This window comes from Nocardia sp. NPDC004573 (genome assembly GCF_053602135.1).
Genome location: NZ_JBSGDA010000023.1, coordinates 62,165 through 79,637 on the forward strand (window position 1 = coordinate 62,165; position 17,473 = coordinate 79,637).

Consider the following 17,473-nt stretch of genomic DNA (forward strand, 5'->3'; position numbering starts at 1 on the left):
CGCCCGCCGCGACGCGGTCGCACCGGACGCAGATCACACCGGCCGCGGTCCAGGCAACTACCCATGCCGCTCGAGTAGTTGTACACGGGTGCCTACGCCGCGCCGTCCGCAAACTTTCTGTCCATGAGCACAACGACCGCGCGGCAGAAGGCGAGCGCCGCAGCGCGGGTTTCTCGCGATGTCCATGCTCTTCCTGGTCACGAGCACCTTCACGCTCGCGAAGGTGATCCGCGACCAGCACGAGGCGGCGACCATCCACGGTCGCATCGATCAGGCGCGGATGGAGAAGCTGCTCTCCGAGCACGATCCGTTCCATTCCGTCGCCTGAACCCGCGCACCTGGGCGGGCCCGGCAACGAGGGGTCCAGGCCCGCCCAGGTGGGCGGTTTCGTCAGACGGCGCCCGCGCCGAACAGTTTCGGCAGCGTGCCTTCGTGCGCGGCCCGCAATTCGTCCATGGTGATCGAGAACTGGCCCTGCACGTCGACCGAATCCGAACCCTGGTCGACCACGCCGATGCGCACCCACGGCAGTTCGCGGGCGGTGCACATGCGGGTGAACCTGGTCTCCTCCGAGCGAGGAACGGCGACCAGCACGCGGCCCGCCGACTCGGAGAACAGGGTGACGAACGGGTCCGCGCCCTCGGGCAGCAGGATGCGGCAGCCGGTCTCCCCGGCGAGTGCGGCTTCCACGACGGCCTGGGCGAGACCGCCCTCCGAGAGGTCGTGCGCGGCGCTGATCATGCCGTCGCGCGAACCGGCGGTGAGCACCTCGGCGAGCAACTGCTCGCGGGCGAAGTCGACCTTCGGCGGGACGCCGCCGAGATGGTCGTGCGCCACCTGGGACCAGATGGACCCGCCGAACTCGTCGCGAGTCTCGCCGAGCAGGATCAGCGTCTCGCCCGGTTCCAGGCCGACCCCCGTCGGAATGCGGCGGTGCACGTCGTCGATCACGCCCAGTACGCCGACCACCGGGGTCGGCAGGATCGCGGTCTGACCGGTCTGGTTGTAGAAGCTGACATTGCCGCCGGTGACCGGGATGCCCAGCGCCACGCAGCCGTCCGCCAGTCCGCGTACCGCCTGCTGGAACTGCCACATCACCCCGGGATCCTCCGGCGAACCGAAGTTCAGGCAGTTGGTGACCGCCTTCGGCGTCGCGCCGGTGGTGGCCACGTTGCGGTAGGCCTCGGCCAGCGCCAGCTGCGCACCGGCGTAGGGGTCCAGCTTGGTGTAACGGCCGGACGCGTCGGTGGCCAGCGCGATGCCGCGGCCGGTCTGCTCGTCGATCCGGATGACGCCCGCGTCGGCTTGGTCGGCCAGCACGGTGTTGCCGCGCACGTAGCGGTCGTACTGCTCGGTGATCCACTTGCGGCTGCACAGCTGCGGGCTGGAGATCATCTGCAGCAGCGTGGCGCGCAGTTCGTCGGCGTTCCGCGGCCGAGGCAGCCGGTCCGGGGAGTCGGCGATCAGCGCGTCCTGCTCGTCGGGGCGCGCGACCGGACGCTCGTAGACCGGTCCCTCGTGCGCGACGGTGCGCGGGGGCACGTCGACCACGGTCTCGCCGTGCCAGGTCACCACCAGCCGGTCACCGTCGGTGACCTCGCCGATCACCGTGGCCAGCACGTCCCACTTGCGGCACACGGCCATGAACGCGTCCACGTTCTCGGGCGTGACGACCGCGCACATGCGCTCCTGCGATTCACTGGAGAGCACTTCGGCGGGCGTCATGCCGGTCGCGCGCAGCGGCACCTTGTCCAGCTCGATGTGCATGCCGCCGTCTCCGGCCGCCGCGAGCTCGGAAGTGGCGCAGGACAATCCGGCGCCGCCGAGGTCCTGGATACCCACCACCAGTTTCGCCGCGTACAACTCGAGACAGCACTCGATGAGCACCTTCTCGGTGAACGGGTCGCCGACCTGCACCGCGGGCAGCTTCTTGCGGCCGGAACCGGACTCGTCACCGGAGAAGGTGTCCGAGGCAAGCACCGAAACACCGCCGATGCCGTCCAGGCCGGTGCGCGCGCCGAACAACACGATCTTGTTACCGGTGCCGGAAGCGAAGGCCAGATGCAGGTCCTCGACCCGCATCACGCCCGCGCACAGCGCGTTCACCAGCGGGTTGCCCTGGTAGGAGGCGTCGAACACGGTCTCGCCGCCGACATTCGGCAGGCCGAGCGAGTTGCCGTAGCCGCCGACGCCGCGCACCACGCCGTCCACCACGCGGCGGGTGTCGGCCGCGTCGGCCGCGCCGAAGCGCAGCTGGTCCATCACCGCGATCGGGCGCGCGCCCATCGCCATGATGTCGCGCACGATGCCGCCGACGCCGGTGGCCGCGCCCTGGTACGGCTCGACATAGGAGGGATGGTTGTGGCTCTCCACCTTGAAGGTGACCGCCCAGCCGTCGCCCACGTCGACGACGCCCGCGTTTTCACCGATGCCCGCGAGCATGGACGCGCGCATCTCGTCGGTGGTGGTCTGGCCGAAGTAGCGCAGGTGCACCTTCGAGGACTTGTAGGAGCAGTGTTCGCTCCACATCACGGAGTACATCGCCAGTTCGGCGTCGGTCGGCCTGCGACCGAGGATCTCCTTGATGCGGGCGTACTCGTCGTCTTTGAGGCCGAGTTCTTTGTAGGGTTGCGCCACGTCGGGGTTTGCTGCGGCTGCGCTGACGGTGTCGACCTGCGGAGTCACGGAGTACCAGGGTCCTTTCGGCCGGGCATGCTGAAGCGACGAGCGTTGTCACTGGGCGGCGGCGAGATGCCTGGGTGTAAGTCTAGAGGCAGTGGGTACAGGCCATCCGCACCGGCTACTCTGAGCCCGTGAACGATGGATCGGGGGTTGTGAATCCGGCTGAGAGATCGGTCACCCCGGACGACGCGCCTGCCCGGAGCGGGGGACCGGGAACCGCGCCCGGCGACGCGGCGCCGAACCTCCGGTCACCGCAAGTGCGCTGGCTGATCGCCGCAGTCGCGTTGTTCGCGGTGTCGGCGCTGGTGTCACTGCTGGCGCACTGGTGGCACGGCTACATCGACCTGCAGGTCTACCGCAACGGAGCCCGGGTCTGGTTGGACGGCGGCGACCTGTACGGCCCGATGCCGCCGGTGGAGGGGATCGGGCTGCCGTTCACCTATCCACCCTTGGCCGCGTTGTTCTTCGCGCCGCTGGCCCTGATGCCGCTGGTTGCGGCCGAGGTGCTGGTGGTGGTCACCTCCGTGGTGAGCCTGAGTATCTCGCTGTGGCTGGTGCTGACGCGCCTGCGTCCGGAGTTGTCCCGGCCGGCTGTCCTCACCCTGGTCATCGGCGCGGTAGCGGTGGCGCAGTTCTTCGAACCGATCCGCCAGACCTTCGGCTTCGGTCAGATCAACCTGGTGCTGATGGCCGCGATCACACTGGACTGCCTGGTGCGCAAGCCGTTCTGGCCGCGCGGCATGCTGATCGGCATCGCCGTGTCGGTGAAGCTGATCCCGGCCGGTTACCTGCTGTACTTCGTGCTGCGCAAGGACTGGAAGGCCGCGGGCACGCTGGTGATATCGGCGATCGCGGCGGTCGGTCTCGGATTCCTCTTGTTCCCCGGCGATTCCGTGGACTACTGGTTCCACACCCTCGCCGACACCGGCCGCATCGGGCCGCCGTACTTCGCGGGCAATCAGTCCATCAAAGGCATGGCGTTCCGTCTCGGCATCGACGACACGGCGGCCACGCTGGTGTGGATCACGCTGTCGGTACTGGCTGTCGCGCTCGCCGCGGTGTGGATGCGCAGATTGATCGAGACCGGCGCGACCGTGGCGGCGCTGCTGGTGAACGCCGCGGCGGTGCTGCTGGTATCGCCGGTTTCCTGGTCGCATCACTGGGTGTGGATCGCGCCCGCACTGGTGTTCACCGCCGATCTCATGGTGCGCGGCAGGCGCGGTCCGCGAGCGATCGGCCTGGTCACGGCGGCCGCCGTGGTGTTCCTCATCGGCCCGCACTGGCTGCTGCCGCACTCGCGCGACCGCGAGCTGGAGTGGGCCTGGTGGCAGCAGATCATCGGAAGCTCGTATGTGCTGGCGACTTTCGCCGTGTTCGTCGTCGCGGTGTTCACCTACCGCCCGGTGGTCTCGGGCGTGAGGAAGGCGGCCAGCGCCGCGGCATAGGCCGGGACGTCGAACGCGCCCATCAGCTCGCGCGCCGAATGCATCGCCAGCTGCGGCGCGCCCACGTCGACGGTCGGCATGCCGGTGCGCGCCGCGGTCATCGGCCCGATCGTGGAGCCACACGGCAGGTCGGCCCGATGCACATAGCGCTGCAACGGGACCCCGGCCTGGGCACAGGCCAGCGCGAACGCGCCCGCACCGGTGGCGTCGGTGGCGTAGCGCAGGTTCTGGTTGACCTTCAGCACCGGCCCGCCGTTGACCTCTATCCGGTGCGCGGGCTCGTGCCGCTCCGGATAGTTCGGGTGCGTCGCGTGCGCCATGTCACCCGACGCGCACACCGAACCGGCCAGCGCGGCAAGGTAATCGGCGCGGCCGCCGCCGCGCGCGAGCACGATGCGTTCCAGCACCGCGGGCAGCAGGTCGGACTGTGCGCCGCGGTCGGACTGACTGCCGACCTCCTCGTGGTCGAACATGGCCAGCACCGGGATCGCCGCGCCGGGGTCGTCGATCGCGGCGAGGAACGCGCGCAGTCCCGCGAAGCAGGTGCCCTGGTTGTCCAGGCGCGGCGCGCTGACCAGATCCTGGTCCCGGCCGATCAGCCTGCTCGGCGTCAGGTCGTGGGTCATCAGCTCCCAGCCGAGCACGTCGCCGGAATCGACGTCCGCCCGATCGGCCACGAAATCGATGAACGCGGCCGCCTCGTATCCCGCGCCCCACACCGCGTTCACGTGCCGCTGCGGGTCCAGCGTGACGCCCTTACGGTCCTCGGAGAGGTGGATGGCCAGTTGCGGCACCCGCAGGATCGGCTCATCGATGCGAACCAGGTGCTCCCGCACCGTGTTCCCGTCGCGCACGCTGAGCCGCCCGGAGACGCCGAGCTCGCGGTCCAGCCACGAGTTCAGCCACGCGCCGCCGTACGGCTCCAGCCCGACCAGCTGCCAGCCCGCCGAGGTCAGGTCGGGATGCTGCTTGACGCGTAGATTCGGACTGTCGGTGTGCGCCCCGACCACGCGGAACGGGGTCGCGCCCGCGCCGTCCCCGGCCGCCCAGGCGACCAGCGACCCACCGCGAACCACGTAATGCCTGCCCGAGCCGTCCGTGGGCCAGGGCTGCGACTCGGCGAGCCGGGTGAACCCCCGCTCCGCCAATTCCGCGGCGACCGTGCGACAGACGTGGAACGGCGACGGAGACGCATCGATGAACGCGCACAACCCGGCGGCCGTGGCGGCGGTGGTGGAGACGGGCATGCCTGCGATCCTAGGCAGGGCATCCGTGACCGGCGCGCCCCGGTCGATCACCAGGCGTGGCGAATACCGGTGGAAACGATATGGCCGATGCCGAAATCACGGCCGACCCGATCACCCTCGGCACCGCGTGTTTCGCCCGGAAGCATAAGGGTCGGAATGGTCCGGCGGCAGATCACGAATCGGACGTTCGCGGCATTCATCGGATGAATGTCCGGTACTTCGGCGTATTACTCGGAGGCGATGGAAACCAGATCGAGCAATCGCATGAGTTCGGTATATCGACGCGCACCGATTCGCCCGCGCAACTCCTGTTCGGCGCGCGCCTCCTCCGCGCGCACCTCGGCGACCAAGTCGGCGCCGAGCCTGCTGAGGCCGATCAGGATGCGGCGGCGATCGTCCTGCGCGGCGAGCCGGAAGATCAGGCCGCGCTCGGCGAGATAGTCGGCGTGCCTGGTGGCCGAGGAGGGCGCCAGCTGCGATCTGGCCGCCAGCTCGGTCATCGTGATCCCCGTGTCACCGCACAGATTCGACAGCATCGACCACTGATCCGGCGAGAGCTGCCTGGCGCACAGCGCCGCGTCCAAGTGGCGCACCCAACCGCGCTCCGCGGCACGCAGCGCGCCATGCAGCGTCGAATTTCCGCTTACAATGGACGTCATTATTCCCCGCCTGCCGTCAATTTCGCTCGAACGAGAAGAAGAGTACCCAATGTCCGCGTTGAGCGAGAGCCCCGACGGCACAATCGAGGTTCTCAACATAGTTCCGCGGCAGGGACCGGGCGGTATCGTCGCACCGTCCTGCGATGCGGCGATATCGCTCGCGGTCGACGAAATCAACCGGGGAGCGGGAATTCTGGGGCGGGAAATTCGTACCACGAATATCGACGGCGGGCGGGCGCCGTCGGAGGTCGCCGCCGAGGTCTCCGCACTGCTGTCCACCGGCATGGTGCACGCGATCACCGGATGGCACACCTCCGCGGTCCGGCGGGCCGTGGCACGGGCGGGTGCGGGCCGGGTGCCGTACCTGTACGCCACCAGCCACGAGGGCCTGACCGACGAGCTACCCGGCGTGCTGATGCTCGGCGAGCACCCGGCCGGGCAGACCGTGCCCGCCGCGCACTGGCTCGAACGCGAGTACGGCGTGCGGCGCTGGGCCATCATCGGCAACGACTACATCTGGCCACGCCGGTCCGCCGCCGCGATTCGCGCGAGTCTGTCCGATCCGGCCGCGATCGTGCTGGAACAGTACGTCCCGCTGGGGTGCCCGGATTTCTCCGGCTTCCTCACACATCCGGCACTCGACCTGGCCCACGGGGTGGTCATCCTGATGGTCGGCGCCGACGTCGCCCGCTTCAACCGGCAGTACGCGGCCACCGGCCGCGCCGCGACCCAGCCGCGGGTCAGCCCGGCGGCCGACGAGAACGTCCTGCTGGCCGCGGGCCCGGAGGCCAACCACGGCTTCTTCGTGGCGTCCAGCTTCTTCCTGGACGACCGCACATCCGACGGGCGCGACCGGATCACTCGCTACCACCGGCGCCACGGCGCGTTCGCCCCCGCGCTGACCAGCTTCAGCAACGCCACGTACGAAGCCATCCATACCTTCGCCGCGCTCGCGCGGACGGTCGGATCAATCGCAGTGCCCGAGATCCTGGAAGCGCTCGACCACGGCCTGTTCCTCGAAACTTCCTCCGGCGTAAAAGCTTTCCGGGGCAACCAGGCAATCCAGCGTGGGTACATCGCCCGCGTACAGGGAGTCGACTTCGAGATCATCGACCGCATCAGCTGACGGACAGACGCGGACATCCTGTCCGACAATCGGTCCGGAAGTCTTGTAGCGCAGCTTCTTCAACCGACCGCCCGTTCGCACCGAAGAAGAGAGCGCCGACAACTGCGGCCCACAGGTGTTTCTGCCTCGGCCATAACACGCGCCCCGCGCACCTCAACCCTGATTTCGAGCGAAGCGAGACCGAGCATTGCCCGTTCGCGGCCCGGCTCGCATTTGCGCGGCCGCCGCGTAGGCGACGAAGGAGCAAGCGGTGGTCGCGCAAACGCGAGCCACAAAGGGGCCGCGAACACGCCGCGACGAAGTCGCGGCCAGACTACACGGCGACCAGCGTGTCCAGAACCGAGAGGAACAGGCCGAGCCCGTCGTCGCTGGGGCCGGTGAGCGGCTCGGTGGCGTGTTCGGGGTGCGGCATCAAGCCGACGACACGACCGTTGGCCGAGGCGATGCCCGCGATGCCGCGCTGCGAGCCGTTCGGGTTGTCGCTCGCGTAGCGGAAGACCACCCGGCCCTCGCCTTCCAACTGATCCAGCACGGCCTCCGACGCCTGATAGCGCCCCTCGCCGGACTTCAGCGGGACCAGGATCTGCGCACCCTGCTCGAAGCGGGAGGTCCACGCCGTCGACACCGATTCCACGGTGAGCCATTCGTCGCGGCAGATGAAGTGCAGGCCCTCGTTGCGGGTCAGCGCGCCGGGCAGCAACCCGGCCTCGCACAGCACCTGGAAGCCGTTGCAGATGCCGAGCACCGGCAGCCCGGCGCCCGCCGCGCGCACCACCTCGCCCATGACGGGGGCGAACCGGGCGATGGCGCCTGCCCGCAGGTAGTCGCCGTAGGAGAAGCCGCCGGGCACGATCACCGCGTCGACGCTCTTCAGGTCGGCGTCGGCGTGCCACAGGCTGACCGCCTCGGCACCGGCCAGGCGCACCGCCCTGGCCGCGTCGACGTCGTCGAGCGTGCCGGGAAACGTGATGACGCCGATGCGAGCGGTCATGAGAGGCGAACCACCTTCCATTCCTCGATCACCGTGTTGCACAACAGCGATTCGGCGATCTGCTCGAGCGCCGCGTCGTCGACGCTGTCGTCGACGTCGAGTTCGAATCGCTTGCCCTGCCGCACGTCCGAGACGCCCTCGAATCCCAGGCGCGGGAGTGCGCCGACGATGGCCTGCCCCTGCGGATCCAGGATCTCGGCCTTCGGCATCACCTCGACCACGACTCGTGCCACGCGTTGCTCCTCATGTGGTTGGGGGGTTACCTCAGCAGCGTAGTTGTGCTGGTCGGGTGCGTCATCCGCGGGGTAGGCCGAGCCGGCGGCGATGTCGCGGAGAACACATCGGCCGTGGCTAGCATGGCGGCATGCGCATAGCCCACTTCGGTCACTCCTGCCTCCTCGTCGAGCTGCACGGCACGAAGATCCTGTTCGACCCGGGCACGTTCTCGCACGGTTTCGAGGGCCTCACCGGTCTGGACGCGATCGCGGTCACCCACCAGCATCCCGACCACATCGACCCGAACCGGATCGATGCGCTGGTCGAGGCCAATCCCGGCGCGCGATTGCTCTCGGACCCGCAAACCGCCGAGCAGCGCGGCGGGCGGTGGGAGGCGGTGCACGCGGGCAATGTGCTCACTCTCGGTGAGCTCCGCATCACCGGTGGTGGAGGCAGGCACGCCGTCATCCATCCGGAGATCCCGGTGATCGACAACACCGTCTTCCAGCTGGGCACCGCCGCCGACCCGGCGCAGCTCGTCCACCCCGGCGACTCGCTGTGGGTGCCGCCGGTCCCGGTCGGCGTCCTGGCCGCTCCGGCCGCCGCGCCGTGGATGCGGGTCAGTGAAGCCGTCGACTACCTGCGCGCGGTCGCTCCGCGTGTCGCGCTGCCCATCCACTACGGCATCATCCGGGAAGAGGCGCAGGGCATCTATTTCGGCAGGCTGTCCGAGATGGCCCCGGCCGGAACGGAATTCCGGGTCCTCACACCGGAGAACGACATCGAGCTGTAGCGCTACCCGGCGTAGGTGGCGAGGAATATCGCCTCGGCCAGCGCCATGTGCTCGATCTCCTTCGGATCGACGCTCTCGTTTGGCGCGTGGATCAGGGATTTCGGCTCCTCGACCCCCAGCAGCATGATCTCCGCGTCCGGGTAGGTGGTGGCGAAGACGTTGCACAGCGGGATCGAGCCGCCCTGCCCCTGGGTGGTCGCCGGCCGACCGTAGGACGCCGCCAGCGCCGCCTCCATCGCGGCGCGCGCGGGTCCGCCGGTCGGGGACCGGAACGGCGCTCCGGTGCCTTCCAGCTCGACGGACAGCCTGGCGCGCCACGGCGTGTGCGCCTCGAGGTGCGCGACGAGCGCCCGGTAGGCCTGCTCCGGGTCGGTGCCGGGCGGGATGCGCAGATTCAGCCGGGCGCGCACGGTCGCCGGGATGGCGGCGGCGGAGCCGACCACCGGAGGCGCATCGATGCCGAGCACCGTCAGCGCCGGTCGCGCCCAGAGCAGGTCGGCGACGGTGCCGTCACCGACGAGTTCGACGCCGCCGAGGACGCGCGCGTCGGTGTGGAACTGCTCGCTCGGGTACTGGACGCCCGGCCAGACCTGATCGTTGGGCAGCCCGTCGATGGTCGTGTTGCCCCGCTCGTCGCGCAGCGAGGCCAGCAGCCGGATCAGCGCGGCCAGCGCGTCGGGGGCCGGTCCGCCGAACATGCCGGAATGCAGCGGGCCGGCGAGGGTTTCGACGGTGATCACCACGTTCACGCCACCGCGCAGCGTCTGCGTCAAGGTGGGCACACCGGCGGCGAAGTTGCCGCAGTCACCGACCACGATCGCGTCCGCGCGCAGCAACTCCGGCTCGGCTTCGACGAACTGCTCCAGTCCCCCGGTGCTCTGTTCCTCGGATCCTTCCGCCACCACGGTGACGCCCAGCGGCAGATCCGGACCGAGCGCGCGCAGCGCGGTCAGATGCATGACGATGTTGCCCTTGCAGTCGGCGCTGCCGCGGCCGTACCAGCGCCCGTCCCGCTCGGTCAGCTCCCACGGCGGGGTGCGCCACGCCGCCTCGTCCAGCGGCGGCTGAACGTCGTAGTGACAGTAGAGCAACACCGTGGGGGCCCCGTCGGGCGCGGGCCGGGACGCGACGACCGCCTTGGTGCCGTCGGGCGTTTCGTGCAGGCCGACCGCGGTCAGTCCGGCGGCCGCGAACGCGTCGGCGACCCACTGCGCGGCCCGGTCGCACTCCTCGATCGGATACTGCCGCGCATCGGCCACCGACCGGAACGAAACAAGCTGTGCCAAATCGGTTTTCGCCTGCCCCATCAGCCCGGCCACCGCAGCGCGCAATTCCGTCACCCGCACGTCCTCCACCATTCCCACACCCTATCCCCCGCTGCGGGGGCGAAGTTCACACCACCGGCCGGGTGTTCGCGCCGGCTGCGCGGTCCGGGCGGGACGCACCGTGGGCGCGAAGTGCGTCCAGTGGTGGAAAGGGTGTGCCAAGCTGAGGATCGAGGTTGCTGGCAAACTGCTGGCATTCTCGGCAGGCACGCCCGCACACCAGTCGAATCGGGAGGCCGTTCACATGTCCGAAGCAGCCGATGACTTATTCGCCCTGCCCGGGCTCAGCCGGTCCGCGCCGCGGGCCGGATTTCCGCCGCACGAGATGTTTCCGCAGGTGGCCTACGAGATCGTGCACGACGAGCTGCTGCTCGACGGCGTCTCGAGGATGAACCTGGCCACGTTCTGCACCACGTGGGTGGACGACCAGGCGCGCAGGTTGATGGCCGAATGCCTGGACAAGAACATCGTGGACAAGGACGAGTACCCGCAGACGGCCGAGCTGGAGCGCCGCGCCGTCCGGATGGTCGCTGACCTGTGGCACGCGCCGGATCCGGCCGGAACGCACGGCACCTCGACCATCGGGTCCAGCGAGGCGGCCATGCTCGGCGGCTTGGCGGCGAAATTCCGCTGGCGCAAGCGTGGCGACAGCGGGACGCCCAACTTCGTCTGCGGACCGGTTCAGGTCTGCTGGGAGAAGTTCGCGCGCTACTTCGACGTCGAGATCCGGCAGATCCCGCTGCGGGGCGACCGGCTCACCATGCACCCCGACGACCTCCCCGCGTACTGCGACGCGAACACCATGATGGTCGTGCCGACCTTCGGCCAGACCTACACCGGGCTGTTCGAAGACATCGCCGGGATCAGCGCGGCGCTCGACGCGTTGCAGCACGAAAAGGGCTGGGACATCCCGATCCACGTCGACGCGGCCAGCGGCGGCTTCCTCGCCCCCTTCGCCGCGCCGGAGCTGGTGTGGGATTTCCGGTTGCCCAGGGTGAAGTCGATCAATGCCTCCGGCCACAAGACCGGCCTGGCACCGCTCGGCGCGGGCTGGGCGATCTGGCGCGAGGCCGCGGACCTGCCGGAGGAATTGATCTTCGACGTCGACTACCTCGGCGGCAGCATGGCCACCTTCAACCTGAACTTCTCCCGGCCCGGCGGTCAGGCCATCACGCAGTACTACCAGTTCATTCGCCTGGGACGCACCGGCTACGCCCGGGTACAGTCCGCGATCTACCGGGCGGCGCAGCATCTGGCCGCGGGAGTACGGGAGCTGGGGGCCTTCGACCTGATCCACGACGGCGATCCGCAGCGCGGCATCACGGCCGTGTGCTGGCGATTGAGCGGCGATCCCGGCTTCAACCTCTACGATCTGTCCGATCGGCTGCGCTCGCGCGGCTGGCTGATCGCGGCCTATCCGCTGCCGGCCGACCGGAACGAGGAGACGGTGATGCGCGCGGTACTGCGCCACGGTTTCACTGTCGACATGGCCGATCTGCTGCTCGCCGACCTCCGCCGCTGCATGGACCAGCTACGGGAGCGACCGTTCTCGACCTCGCTCACGCGCGCGGAGGCGGGCGGCTTCACGCACGACGCGACGCCCGCCGTCGCGGAGACGAAGGTCGCTCCGTCCTGAACGTGACAGCGCCGCCGCCCGGCTACGCCATTCGCGGGCGGCGGCGCCGATCGGTCGCGCGAAGCTCCCGACCGGCCGCGGGCGACGGGGCCGACGCACCCTCGCCCACGGCGTCAGTCATGCGGCGCGAACCACCGCGAAGGGCTCCCACCGATATGTCGCGGCCGCCGCACCGTGGAACAGTGCCAGGTCGACGGCGTCGAGCATGGCCTGGCGCGGACCAGAGCGCGCCAGCTGGGGGGCGGACACGGCCAGCCGCAAAACACCGCCGCGCCGGGCGGTCCGCGCGGCGCCCATGACCAGCGCGCGGCACCACCAGGGCTCCGCGCGGAACCCCTCGCCGATGCCGTACACCCTGGACTTCTGCGCCGTGTTGCGCTCCAGGTCGATGATCGAGGTGAGGCTGAGCGCCAGCCGGAAACCGCCCTCGGGCAGTGCGTCCAGCGCGCCCGCCGAGGCATCCCAACGCGGAGCCGCGAACAGCCGGGTGCGCAGGTCGGCCTGCTCCATCACCCGATCCGCGGCAGTCAGCCGCAACCGCGCCTCGTGCCGGGGCAGCGTGGCGAACTCGGCGCGCCGCCGCTTGGTGGCCGCCTGGTCGTACCCGTGCAGCACGATGGCATCGCCGCGGGCCCGCCTGCCGCGCAGCCAGGCCTGCGTCGCCGGGTCGTCGAGCAATCGGTACTTGCCCTTCAGCCGCGGCGCGACCAGTAGCGAGAGCGGCACGCCGCGCCGATCCATCTCCTCGGCGAAATCCATCGCCGCGTCCCGGGTGGTGTTCCTGATCCCGGAGATCGATACGATCAGCTCAGCGTTCATGACCCCACGGTGCCAGCCGCACGTGTCCGTGATGTGCAGACTGTATGACCAGGTGGCGAACTCTCCACCACGCCTGTGCCGAGCCGGCGCCCCGCGGTCGGCGCGCCGCCGGGCTCGGCAGCCGGTGCGCTACGCGTCGGCGAGACCGACCGTGTCCAGCACCCAGGCATGCTCGAAGGCCACTTCCCGCCATTTCTCGTACCGTCCGCTCACCCCGCCGTGGCCCGCACTCATCTCCGTCTTCAGCAACAGCGGGGCGTCGCCGGTCGCGGTGGCGCGCAGCTTGGCGATCCACTTGGCGGGCTCGACGTAGAGCACCCGGGTGTCGTTCAGGCTGGTGATGGCCAGAATCGCCGGATAATCCTTGGCCTCGACGTTCTCGTAGGGCGAGTAGGACTTCATGTATTCGTAGACGTCCTTGTCCGCCAGCGGGTTGCCCCACTCGTCCCACTCGATCACGGTCAGCGGGAGCGACGGATCCAGGATGGAGGTGAGCGGATCGACGAACGGCACGTTCGCCAGGATGCCCGCGAACAGCTCGGGGGCGAGATTCGCGACCGCGCCGACCAGCAGTCCGCCCGCGCTGCCACCGTCGGCGATCATCCGGTCCGCGGCGGTGACCCCGGTGTCGACGAGATGCCGCGCGGCGGCCACGAAGTCGGTGAAGGTGTTCTTCTTGGTGAGCGTCTTGCCGTGCTCGTACCAGAGCCTGCCCATCTCGCCGCCGCCGCGCACGTGCGCGACAGCGAAGACCATGCCGCGATCCAGCAGCGACAATCGGGCAACCGAGAACGAGGGGTCGATGCTCGCCTCGTAGGAACCGTAGCCGTACAGCAGCAGCGGTTTCGGTCCGTCGGCGGTCGTCTTCTTCCGCACGAGCGAGATCGGGATCCGGGTCCCGTCCTCGGCCACGGCCCAATCCCGGTGCTGCTCGTACTCGTTGGCGTCGTAACCGCCGAGCACCGGCTGTTCCTTGCGCAACAGCAGCTCACCGGTGGCGGGAACGTAGTCGAACACCTGCATCGGCGTGATGAAGGAGGCCAGTCCGATGCGCAGGGTCGGCTGGGCCCACTCCGGGTTGGAGCCGGTGCCGACCGCGAAGAGTTCCAGATCGAACTCGAGTTCGCGCCGCTCGCCGTAACCGGAGGCGGTCAGCGGCCACACCGCGATCCGGGTGAGCGCCTCACGCCGGTAGCTGAGCACCAGGTGGTCGCGGAACGCATCGATGTCCTCGAGCCGCACGTCGTCGCGATGGCCGATCAGCTGGGTGAGGTTCGACGGGTCGTCCACCGGCGCCTCCGCCAGCACGAAGTTCTGCGCCTTGACGCCGTCGACCACGTCGTTGTGCAGGATGAGGAAGCGGTCCTCGCCACCGATCACCGCGTGCTCGGCGGAGTACTCGACGCCCTCCCGGCGCGGCAGCAGCACCCGGAACTCGCCTTCCGGATCGTCGGACGCCAGCACCCAGCCCTCGCTGGTGATCTTGGACCCGACCCAGATCATCAGGTATTTCTCCGAGCGGCTGGCGCCGATGCTCACCCAGTAGCGCTCGTCGGGCTCGTGGAACACCTTGACGTCGGGATCGGTGCTGCCCAGCCGGTGCCGCCACACCGTGTCGGGCCGCCACGACTCGTCGACGGTCTGATAGAAGACGTGGCTGCCGTCCAGCGACCAGGTCGCACCCGGGGCGGTGCCCGCGATCTCGTCGCCGAGCAGTTCACCGGTGCGCAGATCCTTGAAGCGCAGCACGTACCGTTCGTCGCCCACGTTGTCCACCGAGTAGGCGAGCAGAGTGCCGTCATGGCTGATCGAGAACGCGCCGAGGGCGAAAAAATCATGCCCTTCGGCCAGTTCGTTGCTGTCGAGCAGCACCTGTTCGCCCGGGACCTCGGTATCGGCGCTCAGCTGCGGCGGGGTCCACGCATCGATGCCTTCGGCGCCCTCGGCGATCGGGCACCGGCAGTGCACGCCGTACTGCTTGCCCTCGAAGCTGCGCGAGTAGTACCAGTAGTCGCCCAGCCGGGTCGGCACCGACAGATCGGTCTCCTGCGTGCGCGCTTTGATCTCGTCGAAGATCGTCTCGCGCAGGGTGCTCAGGTGCTCGGTCTGCGCCTCGGTGTAGGCGTTCTCCGCCTCCAGATAGGCGATGACGTCGGGGTTCTCCTTGTCCCGCAGCCACTCGTACTCGTCGACGAAGACGTCGCCGTGGTGCACCCGCTCGGTGGGCACTGTCTCGGCGACCGGCGGCGTCACCGCGCCGCTACCCGTTTCGGAGATCGTTCCGCTGTCGAGAGCCATGGCGTCCACCCTACTGTTCGGCGGCTTCGCCGCCCGCCGCACGGATGATGCCGTCGAGCACGTCGCTGGTCCGGCGCAGGTCGCGCATCGCCTGATCGATTCTGGCGCGTTCCTCGGTGAGCTTTTCCACCAGGAACGGCGTCGCCGTGGCATTGGGCGTGCCGTCGACATCGTGGATGCACGGCAGCAGTTCACCGATCGTGTCACTGTGCAGCCCGGCGGCGAACATCTCCTGGATGCGGCGGACCCGGTCGACCGCCGCCTCGGGATACTCCCGTTGCCCGCCGGAGGTGCGTTCCGAGCTCAGCAAGCCCTTGCTCTCGTAGTACCGCAGTGACCGGACGCTCACGCCGGTCCGCTCGGCGAGTTCACCGATCCGCACATTCGCTCCTTGACCTAACATCGATGTCAGGTTTTACGGTACAGCCATGCTGCTGTTGACCGAATACCGCAACCATCCGCTCGACCTGCCCAACCGGATCGTCATGTCGCCGATGACCCGGCTGCGCTCGCGGCCGGACGGCTCGCCGACCGATGCCGTCGCCGACTATTACGCTCAGCGCGCGACGGCCGGGCTCATCGTCACCGAGGGCATCTGGCCGCACTCGACCGGCCAGAGCGAAGCGTGGGTGCCCGGATTGCAGACGCCCGCGCATGTCGCGGCGTGGCGGCGGGTCACCGAGGCCGTGCACGCGCGCGGCGGGCGGATCTTCGCGCAGCTCATGCACGGCGGACGCAAGGGTCATCCGCTCGCCCGGATCGATGGTTCCTGGCCCGCGGGACCGTCGGCGGTGGTGGACGACGACCGGGTGCATCTGATCGACGGCAGCAAGGCCGACCCGATCACGCCCGCCGCGCTCGACCGCGCCGGCATCGAGGCCGCGGTGCGGCACTACGCCGCCGCCGCACGCAATGCAGTGGCGGCGGGCTTCGACGGTGTCGAGATCCACGCTGCCAACAGCTATCTGCCACACCAGTTCCTGGCCGACAACACCAACCTGCGCGACGACGAGTACGGGGGTTCGATCGTCAACCGCATGCGGTTTCCTCTTGCCGTGGTGGACGCGGTGACCGACGCGATCGGCGCCGAGTACACCGCGATCCGGCTCTCCCCGGGCAATCCGCAGTTCAACATGTCCGAGGCCGACCCGGCCCCGCTCTACCGCGCCCTCGTCGCCGAACTCGACCGACGCGGTCTGGCCTACCTGCACCTCACCGACAACGACCACTACCCCCCGCTGCGCGATCTGCGCCCGCGCTGGCACGGCACGCTCATCGCGAACATCGGCGAGAACCGTGCGCCGACCACCGCGGCGGGCGCGGAGGCGACGCTGGGCGCCGGCCTCGCCGACCTGGTCTCCTTCGGCAGGCCGTTCATCGCCAACCCTGATCTCGTGCACCGCATCCGCTACGACCTACCGCTGGCCCCCATTCGCGAAGAGTTTCTCTACGGCCGCACCGCCGAGGGCTACAGCGACTATCCGAACTGGACGGCAGCCGAATTGGTGCGCGACTGACTCGTCGCTCTCGGGGATTCGGCGATCCTCGGCATCGCCACCCGGCGACTGGCACTCGAACGCCGTCCACGGTCCCGGGCCGGGTGCCGCGATTCCGGCATCCGGCTCGGCGATCGGCTGCCGCTGGTCACGAGTCGCCTTTCCGCGAACCGGCACTGTGGAACACCGGGCGAGCCGCTCGAGTTCGCGGGCGCGGTGCGGAACGTTCCGGGCTCAATCCTTCAGTGCGCCTCGGATCGAGGTGGCGAGATAGTCCAGGTCTTCCCGCCGCGGGCTGGTCGGACGGCCGCGCAGGCCGAAACCGTCGCCGGGAGTCCGCGGGATGACGTGCAAGTGCACGTGAAACACCTCCTGCCCGGCCGTCACCCCGTCCGCCAGAAAGAAATTGACGCCGTCGCACCCGACCTCACTGGTCCGCAGCGCCGCCGCGAGCCGCTGTCCCACTTGGAACAGCTTCCCCCCGACGACCGGATCGAGCTCCGCCAGGCTGCGCGCCGCCACCTTCGGCACCACCAGCAGATGCCCCGGCGTCATCGGCCGAATGTCCATGAACGCCAGGACATCGTCGTCCTCGTAGACCTTGCTCGACGGCGCCCGCCCGGCGACGATATCGGCGAAAATCGTGTACGGATTCACGATCCGCAGCCTATGCGTTCGCTGTTGTGTTCGGGCTACGCAATCACCTAGCCCGAACACAACAGGTGCGGTACCACCGAATC

16 protein-coding genes and 1 pseudogene are annotated in these 17,473 nt (G+C 69.3%); 6 read left to right on the forward strand and 11 right to left on the reverse strand.

Going from position 1 to position 17,473, the window contains the following annotated elements; all coding sequences use genetic code 11:
* Positions 1-160 precede the first annotated feature (160 nt).
* Positions 161-328, forward strand: a pseudogene (locus tag ACWEKR_RS28050) (YiaA/YiaB family inner membrane protein); the annotation flags it as partial.
* Positions 329-390: 62 nt separating this feature from the next.
* Here the strand turns inward: ACWEKR_RS28050 and purL are convergent.
* A complete protein-coding gene (gene purL, locus ACWEKR_RS28055) occupies positions 391-2,685 on the reverse strand; it encodes a phosphoribosylformylglycinamidine synthase subunit PurL (RefSeq protein WP_452356991.1) in 2,295 nt (764 codons plus the stop codon).
* Positions 2,686-2,813: 128 nt separating this feature from the next.
* Between purL and ACWEKR_RS28060 the strand changes: the two genes are divergently transcribed.
* Entirely contained in the window at positions 2,814-4,127 is a 1,314-nt protein-coding gene (locus ACWEKR_RS28060) for a glycosyltransferase 87 family protein (protein ID WP_452356992.1), read from the forward strand.
* Here the strand turns inward: ACWEKR_RS28060 and ACWEKR_RS28065 are convergent.
* Genes ACWEKR_RS28065 through ACWEKR_RS28075 form a run of 3 tightly spaced genes read right to left on the reverse strand, consistent with a single transcriptional unit; the run spans position 4,076 to position 6,033 of the window.
* On the reverse strand, positions 4,076-5,374 hold the full coding sequence (locus ACWEKR_RS28065) for a M18 family aminopeptidase (protein ID WP_452356993.1): 1,299 nt from the start codon (positions 5,372-5,374) through the stop codon (positions 4,076-4,078). The genes ACWEKR_RS28060 and ACWEKR_RS28065 overlap by 52 nt on opposite strands.
* A gap of 47 nt (positions 5,375-5,421) precedes the next feature.
* Entirely contained in the window at positions 5,422-5,574 is a 153-nt protein-coding gene (locus ACWEKR_RS28070; RefSeq protein ID WP_452356994.1) for a hypothetical protein, read from the reverse strand.
* A gap of 27 nt (positions 5,575-5,601) precedes the next feature.
* On the reverse strand, positions 5,602-6,033 hold the full coding sequence (locus ACWEKR_RS28075; RefSeq protein ID WP_452356995.1) for a MarR family winged helix-turn-helix transcriptional regulator: 432 nt from the start codon (positions 6,031-6,033) through the stop codon (positions 5,602-5,604).
* A gap of 49 nt (positions 6,034-6,082) precedes the next feature.
* On the opposite strand from ACWEKR_RS28075, the gene ACWEKR_RS28080 reads away from it, so the two are divergent.
* Positions 6,083-7,159, forward strand: a complete 1,077-nt coding sequence (locus ACWEKR_RS28080) for a substrate-binding domain-containing protein (RefSeq protein WP_452356996.1) — start codon at positions 6,083-6,085, stop codon at positions 7,157-7,159.
* 313 nt (positions 7,160-7,472) lie between these two features.
* Here ACWEKR_RS28080 and purQ read toward each other — a convergent pair whose 3' ends face one another.
* Positions 7,473-8,150, reverse strand: coding sequence for a phosphoribosylformylglycinamidine synthase subunit PurQ (gene purQ / locus ACWEKR_RS28085; protein ID WP_281877191.1), 678 nt, complete (start codon positions 8,148-8,150; stop codon positions 7,473-7,475).
* Positions 8,147-8,383, reverse strand: coding sequence for a phosphoribosylformylglycinamidine synthase subunit PurS (purS, locus tag ACWEKR_RS28090; protein ID WP_063023328.1), 237 nt, complete (start codon positions 8,381-8,383; stop codon positions 8,147-8,149). The genes purQ and purS overlap by 4 nt, the downstream gene beginning before the upstream one ends.
* A gap of 131 nt (positions 8,384-8,514) precedes the next feature.
* Between purS and ACWEKR_RS28095 the strand changes: the two genes are divergently transcribed.
* Positions 8,515-9,159 carry an MBL fold metallo-hydrolase gene (locus ACWEKR_RS28095; RefSeq protein ID WP_452356997.1) on the forward strand — a complete coding sequence of 215 codons (645 nt, stop codon included), beginning with the start codon at positions 8,515-8,517 and terminating at the stop codon, positions 9,157-9,159.
* Positions 9,160-9,161: 2 nt separating this feature from the next.
* Here ACWEKR_RS28095 and ACWEKR_RS28100 read toward each other — a convergent pair whose 3' ends face one another.
* On the reverse strand, positions 9,162-10,517 hold the full coding sequence (locus ACWEKR_RS28100) for a M20/M25/M40 family metallo-hydrolase (RefSeq protein WP_452356998.1): 1,356 nt from the start codon (positions 10,515-10,517) through the stop codon (positions 9,162-9,164).
* A gap of 211 nt (positions 10,518-10,728) precedes the next feature.
* Here ACWEKR_RS28100 and ACWEKR_RS28105 point away from each other — a divergent pair, with 211 nt between their 5' ends.
* The gene (locus tag ACWEKR_RS28105; protein WP_452356999.1) at positions 10,729-12,120 is read left to right on the forward strand and encodes a glutamate decarboxylase; all 1,392 of its coding nucleotides are present in this window, start codon (positions 10,729-10,731) and stop codon (positions 12,118-12,120) included.
* A gap of 117 nt (positions 12,121-12,237) precedes the next feature.
* On the opposite strand, the gene ACWEKR_RS28110 is transcribed toward ACWEKR_RS28105, so the two are convergent.
* From ACWEKR_RS28110 to ACWEKR_RS28120, 3 genes are all read right to left on the reverse strand, one after another.
* Positions 12,238-12,939: a DUF2334 domain-containing protein gene (locus ACWEKR_RS28110; RefSeq protein ID WP_452357000.1), complete on the reverse strand. Its 702-nt coding sequence runs from the start codon at positions 12,937-12,939 to the stop codon at positions 12,238-12,240.
* A gap of 129 nt (positions 12,940-13,068) precedes the next feature.
* Positions 13,069-15,237, reverse strand: coding sequence for a S9 family peptidase (locus ACWEKR_RS28115; protein WP_452357001.1), 2,169 nt, complete (start codon positions 15,235-15,237; stop codon positions 13,069-13,071).
* 10 nt (positions 15,238-15,247) lie between these two features.
* The gene (locus tag ACWEKR_RS28120; protein ID WP_195085738.1) at positions 15,248-15,619 is read right to left on the reverse strand and encodes a MerR family transcriptional regulator; all 372 of its coding nucleotides are present in this window, start codon (positions 15,617-15,619) and stop codon (positions 15,248-15,250) included.
* A gap of 46 nt (positions 15,620-15,665) precedes the next feature.
* Here ACWEKR_RS28120 and ACWEKR_RS28125 point away from each other — a divergent pair, with 46 nt between their 5' ends.
* A complete protein-coding gene (locus tag ACWEKR_RS28125) occupies positions 15,666-16,754 on the forward strand; it encodes an alkene reductase (RefSeq protein WP_452357002.1) in 1,089 nt (362 codons plus the stop codon).
* 213 nt (positions 16,755-16,967) lie between these two features.
* Here ACWEKR_RS28125 and ACWEKR_RS28130 read toward each other — a convergent pair whose 3' ends face one another.
* Complete coding sequence (locus ACWEKR_RS28130; protein ID WP_159842176.1) at positions 16,968-17,390, reverse strand: HIT family protein; 423 nt, start codon at positions 17,388-17,390, stop codon at positions 16,968-16,970.
* Positions 17,391-17,473 lie beyond the last annotated feature (83 nt).